Origin of the sequence: Streptomyces sp. NPDC058246 (assembly GCF_042881985.1) — a bacterium.
Lineage (GTDB): Bacteria > Actinomycetota > Actinomycetes > Streptomycetales > Streptomycetaceae > Streptomyces.
This window is the reverse complement of sequence record NZ_JBHVWZ010000007.1, coordinates 149,498-166,123: the sequence shown is the minus strand read 5'-3', so window position 1 is coordinate 166,123 and position 16,626 is coordinate 149,498. Positions and strand designations below refer to the sequence as shown.

Below are 16,626 nucleotides of genomic sequence, written 5' to 3'. Positions count from 1 at the left end.
GCGGCTGACCTTACTGATCCAGGGACGGTACGTCGGACTCGGCGTCCTCTCGTACGGTCAGGACGTCGGCGTCGAAGCAGGTCCGCGCCCCGGTGTGGCAGGCGGCGCCGATCTGGTCGACCTGGACCAGGACCGTGTCGGCGTCGCAGTCCAGGGCCACGGACTTCACGTGCTGGAAGTGGCCGGAGGTGTCGCCCTTGACCCAGTACTCCCGGCGGCTGCGCGACCAGTACGTGCAGCGGCCCGTGGTGAGGGTGCGATGCAGCGCCTCGTCATCCATCCAGCCGAGCATCAGCACCTCACCGGTGTCGTACTGCTGGGCGATGGCGGGGACGAGCCCGTCGGCGCTGCGCTTGAGGCGCGCGGCGATCTCGGGGTCCAGGCCGCTGGGCCTGCCCGACGGAGGCGTACTGGTCGGAGGCGTACTGGTCATGGGTGCCATTGTGCCGCGCCGTACCGACACACCCGCCCGTTGTCCACAGGCCGGACCTCCCCGGACCTCACCGGACCACTGGACATCGCCGGACCTGACCAGACATCGCCGGGTCTCCCCCCGGGGGCCGCGGGCGCGGTGTCCAGGCGTCCCCGGGGCGGGCAGCGGGCGCGGCGGGCGGATCCCCACTGGGCGGACCGACCGCCCGGTCGTAGGCTGATGGTCATGTCGACCCATGCCAAGCGTGAACGACTCCTCCTCGCCGATTTGTTGGAAGCCGTGGGACCGGATGCCCCGACCCTGTGCGAGGGCTGGAACACCCGGGATCTGGCCGCGCACGTGGTGGTGCGCGAGCGCCGCGCCGACGCCGCCGGCGGGATTCTGATCAAGCAGCTGGCACCCCGCCTGGAGCGGGTGATGGCGGAGTTCGCGGAGAAGCCGTACGAGGAGCTGATCCAGCTGATCCGTACCGGCCCGCCGCGCTTCTCGCCGTTCTCGCTGAAGCAGATCGACGAGGCCTCGAACACCGTCGAGTTCTACGTCCACACCGAGGACGTACGGCGTGCGCAGGCCGACTGGGCGCCGCGCGAGCTGGACCCGGTCTTCCAGGACGCCCTGTGGTCCCGGCTGGATCGCACGGCCCGGCTGACCGGCCGGGGCGCCCCCACCGGCCTCGTACTGCGCCGCCCGGACGGCCAGACGGCGGTCGCGCACAAGGGCACGCCGGTCGTGACGGTGACCGGCGAGCCCTCGGAGCTGCTGCTGTTCGCCTACGGCCGGCAGAAGGTGGCCGACGTGGCGCTGGACGGCGACAAGGACGCGATCGCGAAGCTGCACGAGACGAAGCAGCTGGGCATCTGAGGACCCGCTGCCGCTGACCGCCGCCTCTGGACGGCCGTCTCTGGCCGCTGCCGCTGACCGCCGCCTCTGACCACTGCTTCTTCCGGCCGCAGCATTTTGTGACCGCAGCTTCTTCTGGCCGCAGCTACTTGTGACCGCAGTTTCTTCTGTCCGCAGCTTCTTCTGACCGCTACCGCGGGAGTTCGGCCCGGCGCAGGGGCCCTACGCACAGGGCGAGGACCCCGCCGAGGCCGCACACCACTGCGCTGGTGACGAAGACGGGGCCGGTGCCCCACCAGCCGATCGCGGCGGCGGTCAGCGGCATGCTGAGCGGGGCGAGGCCCAGACTGACGATGCCGGAGACGGCGCTGACCCGGCCCAGGTAGGCGGGGTCGGCCTGGGTCTGCAGCAGCGCGCCGCACAGGGCGCCGCTGAGCCCCGCGAGCAGCCCGATCGCGAGAGCGATGCCCACGGCCGCCGCGACGCTCGGCACGAAGGCGAGCGCGCCGATCGCGACCGAGCCTCCGAGGATGGCCACGGCGGCCAGGCTCCCCGCGCGCGGCAGCCGTCCGCGCAGGGTCAGCAGCAGCGCGGCGACTCCGGCGCCGGTCCCGAACGCGGCGACCACCCAGCCCATCCCGGAGGCCCCCCAGCCACGCCGGTCGGCCAGCAGGGTCAGTCCCACGTTCAGCGGCCCGACGAAGCCCAGGTCGCCGAGCGCGATGGCGGCGATGAGCGGGGCGAGGACACGGTGGCCGCGGATGTAGCGCAGGCCGTCACGAAGGTCGCGCCAGGCCGTCTGGCCGGCCTTGTCCAGTGCGTCGTCGTCCGGGGGCAGCTCCCGCATCCGTACGGAGATCAGCAGCGGCACCGACACGGCGATCAGCATCCCCGCCAGCCCGAACGCCGCGGCCGAGCCCCCGAGCGCCACGCCCAGGCCGCCGAGCGGTGCGCCCACCACGCCGGCGAAGCGGATCGCGAGGCCCCGCATGCCCTGCACCCGGGCGAGCTGATCACGGCTGGTGACGCGGGCCGGGAGGGCGCCCACGGCGGGCATGAAGACGGCGTCGACGGTGCCGAAGACGACGGCGAGCAGGGCCAGCAGCCAGAGCCCGGGACTGGCCGCGAAGAGCACCGCGGCCACCGCGAGGACGGCCGCGCAGCGCACGGCGTCACTCCCGATGACGACCTTCCGAGGCCCGAACCGGTCGGCGACGACTCCCCCGCCCAGCATCAGCAGGGCGCGCGGGACGGCGCTCACGGCCATCACCGCTCCGGCCTGCGAAGGCGTTCCGGCCTGGACGGCCGCCCAGGACAAGGCGAGGTAGTAGATGTTGTCGCCGACCATCGACGCGGTGTAGGCGCCGAGCCAGCGCAGGACGTTGCCGTCGCGGTGGGCGGGTCCGCCGGTGGCGGCGGGGGCCGGGGGTATGACGGTCACGGTCGCGGTCACGGACGCGGTCCTCTCAGACGCCGGGTCAGGGGCGGAACGGGAAGCCGTACACGTGCAGCGCGACGTTCTCGCGCCCTTCGGTGGCACCGGCCGCTTCGTCCGCGCGGCTCTTCTCGTCGTACTTCTTGATGAGGGCGAGCAGTTCCTCGTTGAACTCGGCCAGTTCGCCGGCCGACACCCTGAGCAGGGACTCGGAGTCGAAGGCGGCGCGGATCCATTCGGAGCTCCAGGCATGGCGCTCGTCCAGGTAATGCCGGTAGAGGTCGGCGCGCTGGTCGACGAGCAGCCGGGAGAACGCCGCATGCGCCGCCGCCTTCTCCGGCGCGTCCCGGAAGTCCTCGTCGCGGACGGTCACGCCGTCCGACGCCGGCTGCCACCAGCGTTCGCGCCCGTCCCCGCTCCGCGGCTCGGCCTCCTCGATCAGCCCGTGCTCGGCGAGCTTGCGCAGGTGATAGCTGACCAGCGAGGGGGCCTCGTCGACCAGCTCTCCGAGCTGTGAGGCGGTCGCCGCCCCGGCCACGAACAGGGCCCGGTAGAGCTTCATGCGCAGCGGATGGGCGAGTGCTTTGAGCGTGCCCAGATCCGTGATGCGGCGGTTCTCCTTCTCGGCCATGACCAGAACCCTAGATGTGAAAGAAAAGTTGCGCAACAAAAATTGCGCAACTTCCCTTTCGCATCTGGACAGATTTCGCATCTGGGCAGTACTGAGCCCCGGCCACCCAGTGACCGGGGCTCAGCACACAACCGGCGTCAGCGAACGGGATGCCCCGCCCCCCGCAACGTCTCCTTCACCTCACTGATCCGCAGATCCCCGAAGTGGAAGACGGACGCGGCGAGCACCGCGTCGGCCCCCGCGGCGATGGCCGGCGGGAAGTGGGCGAGCCGCCCCGCGCCACCGCTGGCGATGAGCGGCACGGTCACGTGCTTGCGTACGGCCTCGATCATCTCGATGTCGTACCCGTCCTTCGTGCCGTCCGCGTCCATCGAGTTGAGCAGGATCTCGCCCGCGCCCAGCTCGGCGGCCCGGTGCGCCCACTCGACGGCGTCGATACCGGTGCCCTTGCGGCCGCCGTGCGTGGTGACCTCGAAGGTCCCGGCGGGAGTGCGGCGCGCGTCCACGGACAGCACCAGCACCTGACGCCCGAACCGCTCCGCGATCTCACGGATGAGATCCGGCCGGGCGATCGCGGCCGTGTTGACGCCGACCTTGTCCGCACCCGCGCGCAGCAGCTTGTCCACGTCCTCGGCGGTACGGACACCGCCGCCGACCGTCAGCGGGATGAAGACCTGCTCCGCCGTGCGCCGCACCACGTCGTACGTCGTCTCGCGGTTGCCGGAGGACGCGGTGATGTCCAGGAAGGTGAGCTCGTCGGCGCCCTCGGCGTCGTACACCTTGGCCATCTCGACGGGGTCGCCGGCATCGCGCAGGTTCTGGAAGTTGACGCCCTTGACCACCCGGCCGTTGTCCACGTCCAGGCAGGGGATGACTCGTACGGCAAGGGTCATGCGGTGGACACTCCTCGGAACGCCTCCACCTCGACCTCGACGACCAGACGCGGGTCCACGAAGCCGGAGACGATGATCATGGATGCGGCGGGGCGCACGGTGTCGAACAGCTCCTTGTGGGCGCGTCCCACGTCCTCCACGTCCCGGGCATGGGTGATGTACAGGCGCGTACGGACGACGTCGTCGCGGCCGAGGCCGAGCTGCTCCAGTGCGGCGAACGCGGCGTTGAAGGAGTTGACCGTCTGCTCGTAGGGGTCGCCGGGGGCGATCTCACCGTCGATCACGGAGGTGCAGCCGGCCACCAGCACCAGGCCGTTCGGCAGCTCCACCGCGCGGGAGTAGCCGAAGGTCTCCTCCCAGGGCGCGCCGGTCCCCACGCGTCGCACGTCGCTCACGGGGCTACCGCCTCCAGGGCCTCTTCCAGCGTGAACGCCTTGGCGTACAGGGCCTTGCCGACGATCGAGCCCTCGACGCCCAGCGGGACCAGTTCCGCGATGGCGCGCAGGTCGTCCAGCGAGGACACCCCGCCCGACGCCACCACCGGGCGGTCCGTCGCCGCGCAGACGTTCTTCAGCAGCTCCAGGTTCGGGCCCTGGAGCGTGCCGTCCTTCGCGATGTCCGTCACCACGTACCGCGCGCAGCCCTCCTTGTCGAGGCGCTCCAGCGTCTCGTAGAGGTCGCCGCCGTCGCGGGTCCAGCCGCGGCCGCGCAGCGTCGTGCCGCGTACGTCGAGACCGACCGCGATCTTGTCGCCGTGCCCGGCGATGACCTCGGCGACCCACTCGGGGGTCTCCAGGGCGGCCGTCCCGAGGTTCACCCGGGTGCAGCCGGTGGCCAGAGCCGCCGCCAGGGAAGCGTCGTCACGAATACCGCCGGACAGCTCCACCTTGATGTCCATCGCCCCGGTCACCTCGGCGATCAGCGCGCGGTTGTCGCCGGTGCCGAACGCGGCGTCCAGGTCGACGAGGTGCAGCCACTCGGCGCCCGCGCGCTGCCAGGCGAGGGCGGCCTCCAGGGGGGAGCCGTAGGAGGTCTCCGTACCGGACTCGCCGTGGACGAGGCGGACGGCCTGGCCGTCGCGGACGTCGACGGCGGGGAGGAGTTCGAGCTTCGAAGCCATCAGAGGGTTCCGATCCAGTTGTTCAGCAGCTGCGCTCCGGCGTCGCCGGACTTCTCGGGGTGGAACTGGGTGGCCCACAGGGCGCCGTTCTCGACGGCCGCCACGAAGGGCTTGCCGTGCGTCGACCAGGTGACCAGGGGGGCGCGCATCGCCGGGTTCGCGACTTCCAGCGACCAGTCGTGGACGGCGTAGGAGTGGACGAAGTAGAAGCGCGCGTCGGTGTCGAGCCCCGCGAAGAGCTGCGAGCCGGCCGGCGTCTCGACCGTGTTCCATCCCATGTGGGGGACGATGTCGGCCTGGAGCGGCGCGACCGTGCCGGGCCACTCGTCGAGGCCCTCGGTCTCCACGCCGTGCTCGATACCGCGCCCGAAGAGGATCTGCATGCCGACGCAGATGCCCATCACCGGGCGGCCGCCGGACAGCCGGCGGTCGATGATCCAGTCGCCGCGGGCGTCCTTCAGGCCCTTCATGCAGGCGGCGAAGGCGCCGACGCCGGGCACCAGCAGGCCGTCCGCGTTCATGGCCTTGTCGAAGTCACGCGTTATCTCGACCTCGGCGCCGGTACGCGCGAGGGCACGCTCGGCGGAACGGACGTTCCCGAAGCCGTAGTCGAAGACGACCACTCGTTTGGGAGCAGGGCTCAATTCCACACCTCCAGCCTCATGACACCCGCGACCAGACACATCGCGGCGCCGATGGAGAGCAGCACGATGAGGCTCTTGGGCATCTGCTGCTTGACGAAGGAGTAGATGCCGCCGAGCAGGAAGAGTCCGACGACGATCAGGATGCTCGACAGGCCGGTCACAGCGCGCCCTTCGTGGAGGGGAGGATTCCGGCGGCGCGCGGGTCGCGCTCGGAGGCGTAGCGCAGCGCGCGGGCGAGCGCCTTGAACTGGCATTCCACGATGTGGTGCGCGTTGCGCCCGTAGGGCACGTGCACGTGCAGCGCGATCTGGGCCTGGGCGACGAAGGACTCCAGGATGTGCCGGGTCATCGTCGTGTCGTACTCGCCGATCATCGGCGCCATGTTCTCGGGCTCGGTGTGCACGAGGTACGGGCGGCCGGAGAGGTCGACGGTGACCTGGGCGAGGGACTCGTCCAGGGGAACCGTGCAGTTCCCGAATCGATAGATCCCCACCTTGTCGCCTAGCGCCTGCTTGAAGGCGGCGCCGAGCGCGAGGGCGGTGTCCTCGATGGTGTGGTGCGAGTCGATGTGCAGGTCGCCCTCGGTCTTCACGGTCAGGTCGAACAGACCGTGCCGGCCGAGCTGGTCGAGCATGTGGTCGTAGAAGCCGACACCGGTCGCCACATCGACCTTGCCGGACCCGTCGAGATCGATCTCGACGAGGACCGACGTCTCCTTCGTCGTTCTCTGGACACGTCCTACGCGGCTCATGCGCTCTGCTCCTTCTTCAGTTCACGTACCGCGTCCAGGAACGCGTCGTTCTCGGCCGGGGTGCCGGCGGAGACCCGCAGCCATCCCGGTACGCCGTTGTCCCGGACCAGGACGCCCCGGTCGAGGATCTTCTGCCAGACGGTGTGGGAGTCCTCGAACCGCCCGAACTGCACGAAGTTCGCGTCCGACGCGGTCACCTCGTACCCGATCGCACGCAGTTCGGCGACCAGCCGGTCCCGCTCGGTCTTCAGCTGCTCCACGTACCCGAGCAGTGTGTCGGTGTGCTCCAGGGCGGCCAGCGCGGTCGCCTGGGTGATGGCCGACAGGTGGTACGGCAGACGTACGAGCTGAACGGCGTCCACGACGGCGGGGTGCGCGGCGAGATAGCCGAGGCGCAGGCCGGCCGCTCCGAAGGCCTTGGACATGGTCCGCGAGACGACGAGATTCGGCCGACCTTCGATCAGCGGCAGCAGCGAGGCGCCGTGGCTGAACTCGATGTACGCCTCGTCCACGATCACCATCGACGGCTTCGCGGCCTGCGCGGCCTCGTACAGCGCGAGGACGGTCTCGGGCGGAACCGCGTTGCCCGTGGGGTTGTTGGGGGTGGTGATGAAGACGACGTCGGGTCGGCTCTCGGCGACGGCGCGCTCGGCGGCGGCGAGGTCGATCGTGAAGTCCTCGCCGCGCGGGCCGGAGATCCAGCGGGTGCCGGTGCCGCGCGCGATGAGCGCGTGCATCGAGTAGGAGGGCTCGAAGCCGATCGCGGTACGGCCCGGTCCGCCGAAGGTCTGCAGCAGCTGCTGGATCACCTCGTTCGAACCGTTGGCCGCCCAGACGTTCTCGACGCCGACCCGGTGGTTGCCGGTCTTCGTCAGGTACTTGGCCAGCTCGGTGCGCAGCTCCACCACGTCCCGGTCGGGGTAGCGGTTGAGGTCGCGGGCGGCCTCGCGCACGCGCTCGGCGATCCGCTCGACGAGCGGCTCGGGCAGCGGGTACGGGTTCTCGTTCGTGTTCAGACGTACGGGGACGTCGAGTTGGGGCGCGCCGTAGGGGGACTTGCCGCGCAGCTCGTCCCGTACGGGGAGATCGTCGATGCCAGTCACTTGCTCTCGGGTACCTTCCAACCGAACCGTGCCTTGATCGCCGCGCCGTGCGCGGGCAGGTCCTCCGCGTCCGCCAGCGTCACCACGTGATGCGCCACGTCGGCCAGCGCGTCCTTCGTGTAGTCGACGATGTGGATGCCGCGCAGGAAGGACTGGACGGACAGGCCCGAGGAGTGGCAGGCGCAGCCGCCGGTGGGCAGGACGTGGTTGGAGCCGGCCGCGTAGTCGCCCAGGGACACCGGCGCCCAGGGGCCGATGAAGATCGCGCCCGCGTTCTTCACCCGGTCCGCGACCGCGGCGGCGTCGGCCGTCTGGATCTCCAGGTGCTCGGCGCCGTACGCGTCGACGACGCGCAGGCCCTCGTCCACGCCGTCGACCAGGACGATCGCGGACTGCTTGCCGCTGAGCGCCGGGACGATCCGGTCCTCGATGTGCTTGGTGGCCGCGACCTGCGGCTCGAGCTCCTTCTCGACCGCCTCCGCCAGTTCGACGGAGTCCGTGACGAGGACGGCGGCGGCCATCGGGTCGTGCTCGGCCTGGCTGATCAGGTCGGCGGCCACGTGCACCGGGTCGGCGCTCTCGTCGGCGAGGACCGCGATCTCGGTGGGGCCGGCCTCGGCGTCGATGCCGATCTTGCCGGTGAAGTAGCGCTTGGCGGCGGCGACCCAGATGTTGCCGGGGCCCGTGACCATGTCGGCCGGGGCGCAGGACTCGGTGCCGTGCGCGAACATCGCTACGGCCTGGGCTCCTCCGGCCGCGTACACCTCGTCGATGCCGAGCAGTGCGCAGGCGGCGAGGATCGTGGGGTGCGGAAGGCCGCCGAACTCCTTCTGCGGCGGGGAGGCGAGCGCCATGGACGCGACCCCGGCCTCCTGCGCCGGGACCGCGTTCATGATCACGGACGAGGGGTAGACGGAGCGTCCACCGGGGGCGTACAGCCCGACGCGCTCGACCGGCACCCACTTCTCGGTGACGGAGCCGCCCGGCACGACCTGGGTGGTGTGCGTCGTACGGCGCTGGGCGCGGTGGACCAGGCGGGCGCGGCGGATGGACTCCTCCAGAGCCGCGCGCACGGCCGGGTCGAGCTGCTCCAGGGCGTCGGCGAGCGCCTGGGCCGGAACCCGTACGGACGCCAGCTTCACCCCGTCGAATTTCTCCGCGTAGTCGATCAGCGCCGCGTCGCCACGATGATGCACGGCTTCGCAGATCGGACGCACCTTCTCCAGGGCGGCCGATACGTCGAAGTCGGCTCGGGGCAGCAGGTCGCGCAGGGCGGAGCCCTCGGGGAGGGCGTCGCCGCGCAGATCGATTCGGGAGATCACGGTCCCAATTCTCTCAGACGGCGACAACGCGCCGGTCGGCTGTATCAATGGCTGATACAACGCCGGGACCGAAGGCTGGTCATTGGCTGATACGACCCCGGGCCGAGACTCCTCGGTGGCTGATACGACCCCGGCCCCGCGACTCCTCAGTGGCTGATACCGGCCACCTTCGGTTCCGCGGAACATCCCCCTCACCAGTAGCGTTCGGGCCGTCACTGAGCGGGCATGGGACGGTTGTACGAAACCCGCGAGTAGCTGGGGAGAAAGGGAAGAACCGTGACCGAGGGTGCCGGCATCCGCGGTGGGGACCTGCCGGACGAACTGACCGCCGCCGAGGCCGGGATGTGGCAAGCCTTTCGCAATGGCAGCGTGTACGACCTGCGCAGCGGGGACACGACCGTCGACGATCCGCACGGGGGTCATCCCTGGGGGCCCGAGCGCAGTGTCCGGGCCCGGATCGTGGCATGGCTGCTGCTCGACGGACCTCCCCCGCTCCAGGGCCGCGTCTCCTCCCTGAAGCTGACCGGCGTGCAGATCACCGACGTGCTCGATCTCGCGGGCGGCACGATCACGCCGTACGTCGAGATGAAGGGCTGCCGGTTCGAGAAGGAGATCCTGCTGCCGGAGGCCCGGTTCCAGACCGTCCGCCTGGTGGACTGCTCGGTACCGCGCCTGGAGGCGGCGCGGCTGCACACCGAGGGCGATCTGCATCTGCCGCGCTGCCGGTTCCACAACGGCGTGCGGCTGACCGACGCGCACATCGGCACGGATCTGCTGCTCAACCAGGCCGTGGTCTACCGGGACCGGCGCGGCCGCTCGCTCACCTGCGACGGCATGACCGTCGGGCAGGACCTCCAGGCCGAGATGCTGGAGTCGCACGGCGAGCTGAGCCTGCGCGGTGCCACCGTCGGGGTCTCGCTGAGCCTGCGCGGCAGCAAGCTGAGCAACCCGTACACGCGCCTCGCCCTGAACGCCCCCCAGCTCACCGTCAACCGCACGCTGTACCTGACCCCCGCGGGCGTCGGCAATCCGATGGTGACCAGCGGCACGACCCCGGCGCGCGGCACGCTGGTGCAGCGCTTCGAGTGCCAGGGCGGGATCCGGCTCGACGACGGGCGGTTCGGGGACGCGGTCGACTTCGAGCGGGCCCGGTTCACCTTCGACGACGACCAGGAGCTGTCGCTGCGCCGGGTCCAGACGCCCGAGCTGCGCTTCCTCGGGGAGAGACCGGAGCGCGGCAAGGTGGTCCTGTCGGGCGCGCGGATCGTCAACCTGGTGGACAGGGCGTCCAGCTGGCCGGGGCCCGGCAGCCTCCATATGGGCGGCTTCGGCTACGAGAACCTCGTGCCGCAGGGCGCGTTCCCGCTGGCCCGGCGGCTGGAGTGGGTCGCGGCGTCGACCGCCGAGTACAACCCGGAGCCGTACGAGCGCCTCGCGACCGTGCTGCGCAACTCCGGCGAGGACGAGGACGCCCGTGAGGTGCTGCTCGCCAAGCAGCGCCGCCGCCGCGAGACCCTGCCGCTCGCCGCCAAGCTCTGGGGGTACGCGCAGGACTGGACGGTCGCCTACGGGTACCGGCCCGGGCGGGCCGCGCTGTGGATGGCGGTGCTGTGGGCGGCGACGTCGATCGCCTTCTCGCACGCCGGCCATCCGCCGGTCAACGCCGACCAGCATCCGCCGTGGAACGCCTCCCTGTTCGCCCTGGACCTGCTGCTTCCGGTCATCGACCTCGGACAGGTCGGCTTCTGGCGGCTGAGCGGCGGCTGGCAGTGGCTGGCCGCCGTGGTGATCCTCCTCGGCTGGATCCTGGCGACGACGGTGGCGGCGGGGGCGACACGGCTGCTGCGGCGCGGCTGACGCGGCCGGCGGGCGCGGAGCCGCTTCGGCAGCTGCCGCGGCAGCTGCCCCAGGCCGTGCGGCCACCTCCCCGCCAGGTCGCCGAGCCGACTCCCCGCCCGTGGCCGAGCCGCCGCCTCCCCGCCCCGTGGCCGAGCCGCCTCCCCCCACAGTGGTCGAGTCGACTCCCCGCACGATGGTCGAACAGTTGAACAACAGTCACCTTTTACTCCTCCTTGACCATCCGGCATACAACCAATCGACGGTTACGAAAGCTTCACCGCGCGCCTCTGGTACAGCCCCGACCTGCGGCTTTCAATGGTCTCCACCATGGCTCTGCTGCGCGCGTTCCTCCGTACGGCACGGATGGCACGGAACACTTCGCGCCTCGCCGCCGGACTGCCCGCCGACGACGAGGTACTCCTCGACGCCCCGGACCAGCGCCTCGGCCCGGCGCTCGTGGCGGCCGGCCGCGGCGAGTACGCCCCCGCCGCCAAGCTGCTCGCCACCACCCGCGAGGCCGCCGAGTGGGAGAACCGCGACCGGTACGCGATGCGCCTCGCGACTTTCGCGCGCTCCCGCGACGAGTGGCTCCAGGAGTGGCAGGACGCCTCCCCGCACGACCCGGACGCGCTGCTCGTCAAGGCCGAGCTCGCGGTGCGCCGCGGCTGGGAGTCGCCGGCCCGCCTCGAACTGCTGCGCCAGGTCGGCCCGTTGATCAGCGCCGCCGCCGAGGGCGATCCGCGTGATCCGGTGCCGTGGCGGATCGCGCTCGACCACGCCCGGGGCACGAACGCCGGGCACACCGAGTTCGAGAAGCTGTGGGGCGAGGCCGTACGGCGCTCCCCGCACCACTACGGCTGCCATGTGGCCGCCCTGCAGTACCTGTCGGCCGCCTGGTACGGCTCGCACCGGGAGTGCTTCGACTTCGCCGAGCGGGCGGCGCAGGACGCGCTGCCGGGCTCTTTGGTGCAGGCGCTGCCGGTGCGCGCGGCCTTCGCCCATCTGACCGAGGGCGGTGGCGCGGAGGTGCCGCGCGAGCGCCTCGACGCGGCGGCCGACCTCGCGATCGCCGTGTCCGCGACGTACGCCGCCGCCGACGCGTGGCCCGCGGAGGTCCGCAACCTCCTCACGTACGTCCTGATCCGGCTGGAGCGCTGGACGGACGCCCTGGAGCAGCTCCGCCTGATCGGTCCGTACGCGACGTCGTTCCCCTGGGACCGGGTCTCGGACGACCCGCTCGGCCAGTTCCTTGAGCTGCGCGACGGGGTCCGTCTGGAGGTCGCCGCGGGCCTCCCGCTGCGCCGGCCGGACACCGATCCGCATCCAGGGAGTGGGCACGACGGACGCGCCCGCTCCGGCGACCATTAGGCTTTCGCGACGTGACCACCGTCCGGCTCCCGCTCTTCCCCCTGAACTCGGTGCTCTTCCCCGGGCTCGTGCTTCCTCTGAACGTGTTCGAGGAGCGCTATCGCGCGATGATGCGCGATCTGCTGAAGACCCCTGAGGACGAACCGCGCCGGTTCGCCGTCGTCGCCATCCGCGACGGCCACGAGGTCGCGCCCACCGCGCCCGGCATGCCGGACCAGACCGCCGTGCCCGAGCGCGGGCCGGCGGCGGGTTTCGGCGACGATCCCGCGAAGGCCTTCCACGAGGTGGGCTGCATCGCCGACGCGGCGACCATCCGCGAGCGCGCCGACGGCAGCTTCGAGGTGCTGGCGACGGGGACCACGCGGGTGCGCCTGCTGTCGGTGGACTCCTCCGGCGCGTTCCTCACGGCCGAGCTGGAGGAACTGCCCGAGGAGCCCGGCGAGGAGGCGGGCGCGCTCGCCGAGGGCGTCCTGCGGGCCTTCCGCCAGTACCAGAAGCGCCTGGCGGGCGCCCGTGAACGCTCGCTCTCCACCGGCGCCGACCTCCCGGACGAACCGGCCGTCGTCTCCTACCTCGTCGCGGCCGCGGCGATGCTGGACATCCCGGCGAAGCAGCATCTGCTCCAGGCCCCCGACACGGCCTCCCGCCTCCGCGAGGAGCTGAAACTCCTGCGCACGGAGACCGCGATCATCCGTAATCTGCCGTCGTTGCCGGCGTCGGACCTGACGCGCGGCCCGACGAGTCTGAACTGAGGCCGGAATCCTCGATGGCGAAGAAGTCGAAGAAGCAGCAGCAGTCCGGAGGCACCCCGGCGACGGTGGCCCTGACCGCGGCGGGCGTCCCGTACACGGTCCACGCCTACGAGCACGACCCCGCGCACCCCTCGTACGGCGAGGAGGCCGCCGAGGCGATGGGCGTCTCGCCGGAGCGGGTCTTCAAGACCCTGGTGGCGGACGTGGACGGCTCCCTGGTCGTCGCGGTGGTCCCGGTGGCCGGCTCCCTGGACCTGAAGGCCCTGGCCACGGCGGTGGGCGGGAAGCGTGCGGCGATGGCGGACCCGGCGGCGGCCGAACGTACGACGGGTTACGTCCGCGGCGGCATCTCCCCCCTCGGCCAGCGCAAGAGGCTCCCCACCGTGCTGGACGCCTCCGCCTCCGCCCACGCCACGATCTGCGTCTCGGCCGGGCGCCGCGGCCTGGAGGTCGAACTCGCCCCCGCCGACCTGGCGGCCCTCACGGAAGCGGTCAGCGCCCCCGTCGCCCGTGCGTGACCCCTCGACGTCCGCCCCGTCCTCGGCTAAGCACGAGAGACATGTCGAAGAGAACCCGCAAACGCAAGTGGCGCACCAGGAAGGGCCGCCCGAACCACGGAAGGCGGCCGGCGTAGCCCGTGCGCGCAGTTCCCCACGCCCCGTCAGGGGCGCGGGGAACTGCGCGATCTTTCAGCGGGGGCCTGGGGGCGGCAGCCCCCAGATACGGGACGGGAAGGGGCGGAGGGGGCGAAAACCCCCGGCTAACCGGCCGGAGGCGCCGCGTACGGGCTCTGGTAAGGGTCAGGATCCCGCGGCCCGAACAGGGCCGTGAGCCCAAGGTGCACCACCAGCCCCGCCACCGACCAGGCCAGCAACGCCCCCTTCGCCCCCAGCTTCAGCGGCGCGGAAAACGTCACCCCCTTGCCCACGGCCTTGGCATGAGCGACCACGTTCTGCGTGGGCCCGAGCCACACCCCGATCCGCCACGCGAGCAGCGACGCGAGCAGCCCGCCGAGCGCCAGCGCGGCCACCAGCGGCACACCCCCACGCCGCCGCACGAGAAACACGACCGCCGCACTCAGCGCGCCGAACCCCAGCGCCAGCAGAGTGAACGTTCCATCGACCCCGATGGCCTGCTCCCCCTCGGTGTCCTTCAGATACACCGCGCTGTCGTCCGCTATGAGCGGCACATGCGGCGCCAGCCACCACCACAGCACCCCGAACAGCACGCCCGCGACCGCGACCGCCACCGTGATCACGGCGGCCTCCCGCACTTCGGTCTTCATTCCGGGGCCGTCCTGTCCGTAGGAGGCTTCGTACGCGGCCGGATGAGCGGCGGGCGCCCCGTGCCCGGAAGCGGACGAGCCCTGCCAGGCATGCTGGTGGGACGGATCGTGCGGCGGCGGGGGCGGAGTCAGAGGAGCGGTCACCCTGACATCGTGCCAGGCCCGGCTGTCAGCCGCGTCACCGGACGGCTGCCCGGCGGTAGGCCCAGGTCGCGAGGGCCAGCGAGGCCACCCCGACACCCGCGCAGACGGCCAGGTCACCGAGGACGGCGGCCCAGTCGGGATGCGCCCCGAAGCTCCGCGCGAACGCCTCCACGCCGTACGTCGAGGGCAGCAGATCACGCCCGTACTGCACGACCGTCGGCAGCCGGTCGGCCGGCAGCACGCCCAGCAGCAGCGCAGCCGACATCCCCAACTGCCCGAGCAGCGTGGCGAGTTCGGGCCGCGGCGCGAGCAGCCCGAAGGCGGCCCCGAGTCCGGCGAGGGCAGCGCCCGCGAGCGGGATCACGGCGGCGAGCACCCACAGATGCGCCATCGGCAGCCCGAAGAGCACGCAGCCGAAGACGGCGGTGGCGATGGTCCCGGGCACGGTGAAGGACGCGTACGCGCCCGCGGCGCCGAGCACCACGGCGGCCGGCGGCACCGGCAGCGTCGCGTAGTGGTCGAGCCCGCCGCCGGCGCGCAGCTGCCCGAAGTACTGGGAGAGGAGGTTGAGGGCGACGAACGCCACGACCAGGACCGACGAGCCGGCCACCACGGCCCGCGCCTCGCCCCCGCCGTCCACCACACCGCGCATCAGGATCATGATCCCGACGGACTGGAAGGTGGCCACGAACAGCAGCGGGATCCGCGCGACGCGCGCACGGGAGAGCTGCGCGCGGTACACGGCGGCCAGCGACGGCCACAGCCGGGCGCGTGGTCCCAGTTCCGCGGCGTCGCCGGCGTCCTCCGCCACGGGCAGCGCGCTGCCCGGCAGAACTCCAGCGGGTACGACACTCACGTCGCGCTGCTCCCCTTCACTCCGGCAGCCGTCCTGTCCCCGACGCCCACGGCCTCCCCCGGGTTCCGTAGGCTCACCACGCCCCGTACCTTACGTACGGATTCCGCGTCCCACGCACTCACGCCTTCACCAGCCCCCGCGTATCGCCCCCGAGCGCGAGGTACACGTCCTCCAGGCTCGGTGTGGCCAGCGTGAAGTCGTCGAGGGCGGCGAAGGCGGCGCCCCCGGTGACCGTGGCGACGGCCGCGCGGGCCTCCTCGGGGGCGAGTCGCAGGGTCCAGCGGCGGCCCGACTCGACGGCGCGGGCGCGCAGCGCGGCGACCTCGGGGACGTCCAGCGGAGCACTCTCGCGCCAGACGAGTTCGACCCGGACCTCGCCGGCCACCCGCTCCTTCAGCCCGGCCGGGGTGTCACAGGCGATGACGCGGCCCCGGTGGAGGACGGCGACCCGGTCGAGGACGGTCTCGGCCTCGATGACGTTGTGCGTGACCAGCAGGACGGTCGTGCCCTGCTCGGCCCGGCGGCGGTCGACGGCGGCCCAGACGGCGCGCCGGGCGACGGGGTCCATGCCGGTGGTCGGCTCGTCGAGGACGAGCAGCGGCCGCTCCCCGACGAGCGCGGCGGCGAAACAGGCCAGCCGCCGCTGCCCGCCGGACAGCTTCTTCAGGGCACGGGAGGCGAGCGGGGTGAGGCCCAGTTCGTCGAGGACGGCGTCCCGCTCGGCCCGCGCCGCGCGCAGGTCGAGCCCGCGCAGCCGCCCGGTCGTCTCGGCGGCGAGCGAGACGGTCAGCTCGTCGAGGGCGGTGGACTCCTGCCCGAGGTACGCGAGGATCCGCGCCGCCCGTTCGGGGTGGCGCACGATGTCGTGCCCGAGGATGTCGACGCTGCCGCTGTCGGGGCGCATGAGCCCGGTCAGCTGCCGTACGAGCGTGGATTTTCCGGCGCCGTTCGGCCCGAGCAGCCCGAAGATCTCGCCGCGGCGGATGTCCAGACGTACCCCGTCGGTGGCCCGTACCTCGGGCGTCGCAGGGGTGCCCCGCCGCCCGCGCACGGCCGGATAGGTCTTGGTGAGCCCCCGCACGGCGCACACGACATCGCCCCTGTGTCCATTCCGGACTGCCTGTGCCGTGCGCGTACTCACGAAGGACGAGAGTACGGGGTCCGATGCCCCGTTATGCGCCCGGGGCCGTGGCCGACCCCGGGCGGCCCT

General features: G+C 72.0%; 19 protein-coding genes. 5 read left to right on the top strand and 14 right to left on the bottom strand.

Annotation, left to right across the window (positions count from 1 at the left end; genetic code table 11):
- Window positions 1-10 precede the first annotated feature (10 nt).
- On the bottom strand, window positions 11-433 hold the full coding sequence (gene hisI, locus ACFVXA_RS13270; protein ID WP_362031732.1) for a phosphoribosyl-AMP cyclohydrolase: 423 nt from the start codon (window positions 431-433) through the stop codon (window positions 11-13).
- A 225-nt stretch (window positions 434-658) separates the two neighbouring features.
- Between hisI and ACFVXA_RS13265 the strand changes: the two genes are divergently transcribed.
- Complete coding sequence (locus tag ACFVXA_RS13265) at window positions 659-1,294, top strand: TIGR03085 family metal-binding protein (protein ID WP_390024999.1); 636 nt, start codon at window positions 659-661, stop codon at window positions 1,292-1,294.
- A 169-nt stretch (window positions 1,295-1,463) separates the two neighbouring features.
- On the opposite strand, the gene ACFVXA_RS13260 is transcribed toward ACFVXA_RS13265, so the two are convergent.
- The 10 genes from ACFVXA_RS13260 to hisD all read right to left on the bottom strand — a co-directional run bounded on the left by ACFVXA_RS13260 (window position 1,464) and on the right by hisD (window position 9,172).
- Window positions 1,464-2,726 (bottom strand): MFS transporter, encoded by a 1,263-nt coding sequence (locus tag ACFVXA_RS13260; RefSeq protein ID WP_390024997.1) that lies wholly within the window; start codon window positions 2,724-2,726, stop codon window positions 1,464-1,466.
- Between the two features lie 25 nt (window positions 2,727-2,751).
- Window positions 2,752-3,339, bottom strand: a complete 588-nt coding sequence (locus ACFVXA_RS13255; RefSeq protein ID WP_383738778.1) for an ArsR/SmtB family transcription factor — start codon at window positions 3,337-3,339, stop codon at window positions 2,752-2,754.
- Between the two features lie 137 nt (window positions 3,340-3,476).
- The gene (gene hisF, locus ACFVXA_RS13250; RefSeq protein WP_362031724.1) at window positions 3,477-4,232 is read right to left on the bottom strand and encodes an imidazole glycerol phosphate synthase subunit HisF; all 756 of its coding nucleotides are present in this window, start codon (window positions 4,230-4,232) and stop codon (window positions 3,477-3,479) included.
- The gene (locus ACFVXA_RS13245) at window positions 4,229-4,627 is read right to left on the bottom strand and encodes a RidA family protein (RefSeq protein WP_362031722.1); all 399 of its coding nucleotides are present in this window, start codon (window positions 4,625-4,627) and stop codon (window positions 4,229-4,231) included. Before ACFVXA_RS13245 ends, hisF begins: the two co-directional genes overlap by 4 nt.
- Window positions 4,624-5,352 (bottom strand): bifunctional 1-(5-phosphoribosyl)-5-((5-phosphoribosylamino)methylideneamino)imidazole-4-carboxamide isomerase/phosphoribosylanthranilate isomerase PriA, encoded by a 729-nt coding sequence (priA, locus tag ACFVXA_RS13240; RefSeq protein ID WP_390024995.1) that lies wholly within the window; start codon window positions 5,350-5,352, stop codon window positions 4,624-4,626. Before priA ends, ACFVXA_RS13245 begins: the two co-directional genes overlap by 4 nt.
- On the bottom strand, window positions 5,352-6,002 hold the full coding sequence (gene hisH, locus ACFVXA_RS13235; RefSeq protein ID WP_362031718.1) for an imidazole glycerol phosphate synthase subunit HisH: 651 nt from the start codon (window positions 6,000-6,002) through the stop codon (window positions 5,352-5,354). Before hisH ends, priA begins: the two co-directional genes overlap by 1 nt.
- Window positions 5,993-6,157: a hypothetical protein gene (locus tag ACFVXA_RS13230; RefSeq protein ID WP_189187717.1), complete on the bottom strand. Its 165-nt coding sequence runs from the start codon at window positions 6,155-6,157 to the stop codon at window positions 5,993-5,995. Before ACFVXA_RS13230 ends, hisH begins: the two co-directional genes overlap by 10 nt.
- On the bottom strand, window positions 6,154-6,747 hold the full coding sequence (hisB, locus tag ACFVXA_RS13225; protein WP_362031715.1) for an imidazoleglycerol-phosphate dehydratase HisB: 594 nt from the start codon (window positions 6,745-6,747) through the stop codon (window positions 6,154-6,156). The genes ACFVXA_RS13230 and hisB overlap by 4 nt, the downstream gene beginning before the upstream one ends.
- The gene (locus ACFVXA_RS13220) at window positions 6,744-7,850 is read right to left on the bottom strand and encodes a histidinol-phosphate transaminase (RefSeq protein ID WP_362031713.1); all 1,107 of its coding nucleotides are present in this window, start codon (window positions 7,848-7,850) and stop codon (window positions 6,744-6,746) included. The genes hisB and ACFVXA_RS13220 overlap by 4 nt, the downstream gene beginning before the upstream one ends.
- Complete coding sequence (hisD, locus tag ACFVXA_RS13215; RefSeq protein ID WP_383738788.1) at window positions 7,847-9,172, bottom strand: histidinol dehydrogenase; 1,326 nt, start codon at window positions 9,170-9,172, stop codon at window positions 7,847-7,849. The genes ACFVXA_RS13220 and hisD overlap by 4 nt, the downstream gene beginning before the upstream one ends.
- Window positions 9,173-9,448: 276 nt before the next feature.
- On the opposite strand from hisD, the gene ACFVXA_RS13210 reads away from it, so the two are divergent.
- The 4 genes from ACFVXA_RS13210 to ybaK all read left to right on the top strand — a co-directional run bounded on the left by ACFVXA_RS13210 (window position 9,449) and on the right by ybaK (window position 13,649).
- Window positions 9,449-11,029: an oxidoreductase gene (locus ACFVXA_RS13210; RefSeq protein ID WP_389512148.1), complete on the top strand. Its 1,581-nt coding sequence runs from the start codon at window positions 9,449-9,451 to the stop codon at window positions 11,027-11,029.
- 309 nt (window positions 11,030-11,338) lie between these two features.
- Complete coding sequence (locus tag ACFVXA_RS13205) at window positions 11,339-12,379, top strand: hypothetical protein (RefSeq protein WP_362031708.1); 1,041 nt, start codon at window positions 11,339-11,341, stop codon at window positions 12,377-12,379.
- Between the two features lie 11 nt (window positions 12,380-12,390).
- A complete protein-coding gene (locus tag ACFVXA_RS13200) occupies window positions 12,391-13,131 on the top strand; it encodes an LON peptidase substrate-binding domain-containing protein (protein ID WP_362031707.1) in 741 nt (246 codons plus the stop codon).
- 14 nt (window positions 13,132-13,145) lie between these two features.
- On the top strand, window positions 13,146-13,649 hold the full coding sequence (gene ybaK / locus ACFVXA_RS13195) for a Cys-tRNA(Pro) deacylase (protein WP_362031705.1): 504 nt from the start codon (window positions 13,146-13,148) through the stop codon (window positions 13,647-13,649).
- A gap of 242 nt (window positions 13,650-13,891) precedes the next feature.
- Here ybaK and ACFVXA_RS13190 read toward each other — a convergent pair whose 3' ends face one another.
- The 3 genes from ACFVXA_RS13190 to ACFVXA_RS13180 all read right to left on the bottom strand — a co-directional run bounded on the left by ACFVXA_RS13190 (window position 13,892) and on the right by ACFVXA_RS13180 (window position 16,557).
- On the bottom strand, window positions 13,892-14,560 hold the full coding sequence (locus ACFVXA_RS13190) for an AAA family ATPase (RefSeq protein ID WP_383738800.1): 669 nt from the start codon (window positions 14,558-14,560) through the stop codon (window positions 13,892-13,894).
- 34 nt (window positions 14,561-14,594) lie between these two features.
- Window positions 14,595-15,416 carry an ABC transporter permease gene (locus ACFVXA_RS13185; RefSeq protein WP_362034263.1) on the bottom strand — a complete coding sequence of 274 codons (822 nt, stop codon included), beginning with the start codon at window positions 15,414-15,416 and terminating at the stop codon, window positions 14,595-14,597.
- A 118-nt stretch (window positions 15,417-15,534) separates the two neighbouring features.
- On the bottom strand, window positions 15,535-16,557 hold the full coding sequence (locus ACFVXA_RS13180; protein ID WP_390024993.1) for an ABC transporter ATP-binding protein: 1,023 nt from the start codon (window positions 16,555-16,557) through the stop codon (window positions 15,535-15,537).
- Window positions 16,558-16,626 lie beyond the last annotated feature (69 nt).

What these genes read in the sequence shown, in the direction of transcription:
- ybaK (WP_362031705.1), top strand. Translation starts at nt 13,146, where the DNA reads ATGGCGAAGAAGTCGAAGAAGCAGCAGCAGTCCGGAGGCACCCCGGCG.
- ACFVXA_RS13255 (WP_383738778.1), bottom strand. Translation starts at nt 3,339, where the DNA reads ATGGCCGAGAAGGAGAACCGCCGCATCACGGATCTGGGCACGCTCAAA.
- ACFVXA_RS13265 (WP_390024999.1), top strand. Translation starts at nt 659, where the DNA reads ATGTCGACCCATGCCAAGCGTGAACGACTCCTCCTCGCCGATTTGTTG.
- ACFVXA_RS13205 (WP_362031708.1), top strand. Translation starts at nt 11,339, where the DNA reads ATGGCTCTGCTGCGCGCGTTCCTCCGTACGGCACGGATGGCACGGAAC.
- priA (WP_390024995.1), bottom strand. Translation starts at nt 5,352, where the DNA reads ATGGCTTCGAAGCTCGAACTCCTCCCCGCCGTCGACGTCCGCGACGGC.
- hisB (WP_362031715.1), bottom strand. Translation starts at nt 6,747, where the DNA reads ATGAGCCGCGTAGGACGTGTCCAGAGAACGACGAAGGAGACGTCGGTC.
- hisI (WP_362031732.1), bottom strand. Translation starts at nt 433, where the DNA reads ATGACCAGTACGCCTCCGACCAGTACGCCTCCGTCGGGCAGGCCCAGC.
- hisF (WP_362031724.1), bottom strand. Translation starts at nt 4,232, where the DNA reads ATGACCCTTGCCGTACGAGTCATCCCCTGCCTGGACGTGGACAACGGC.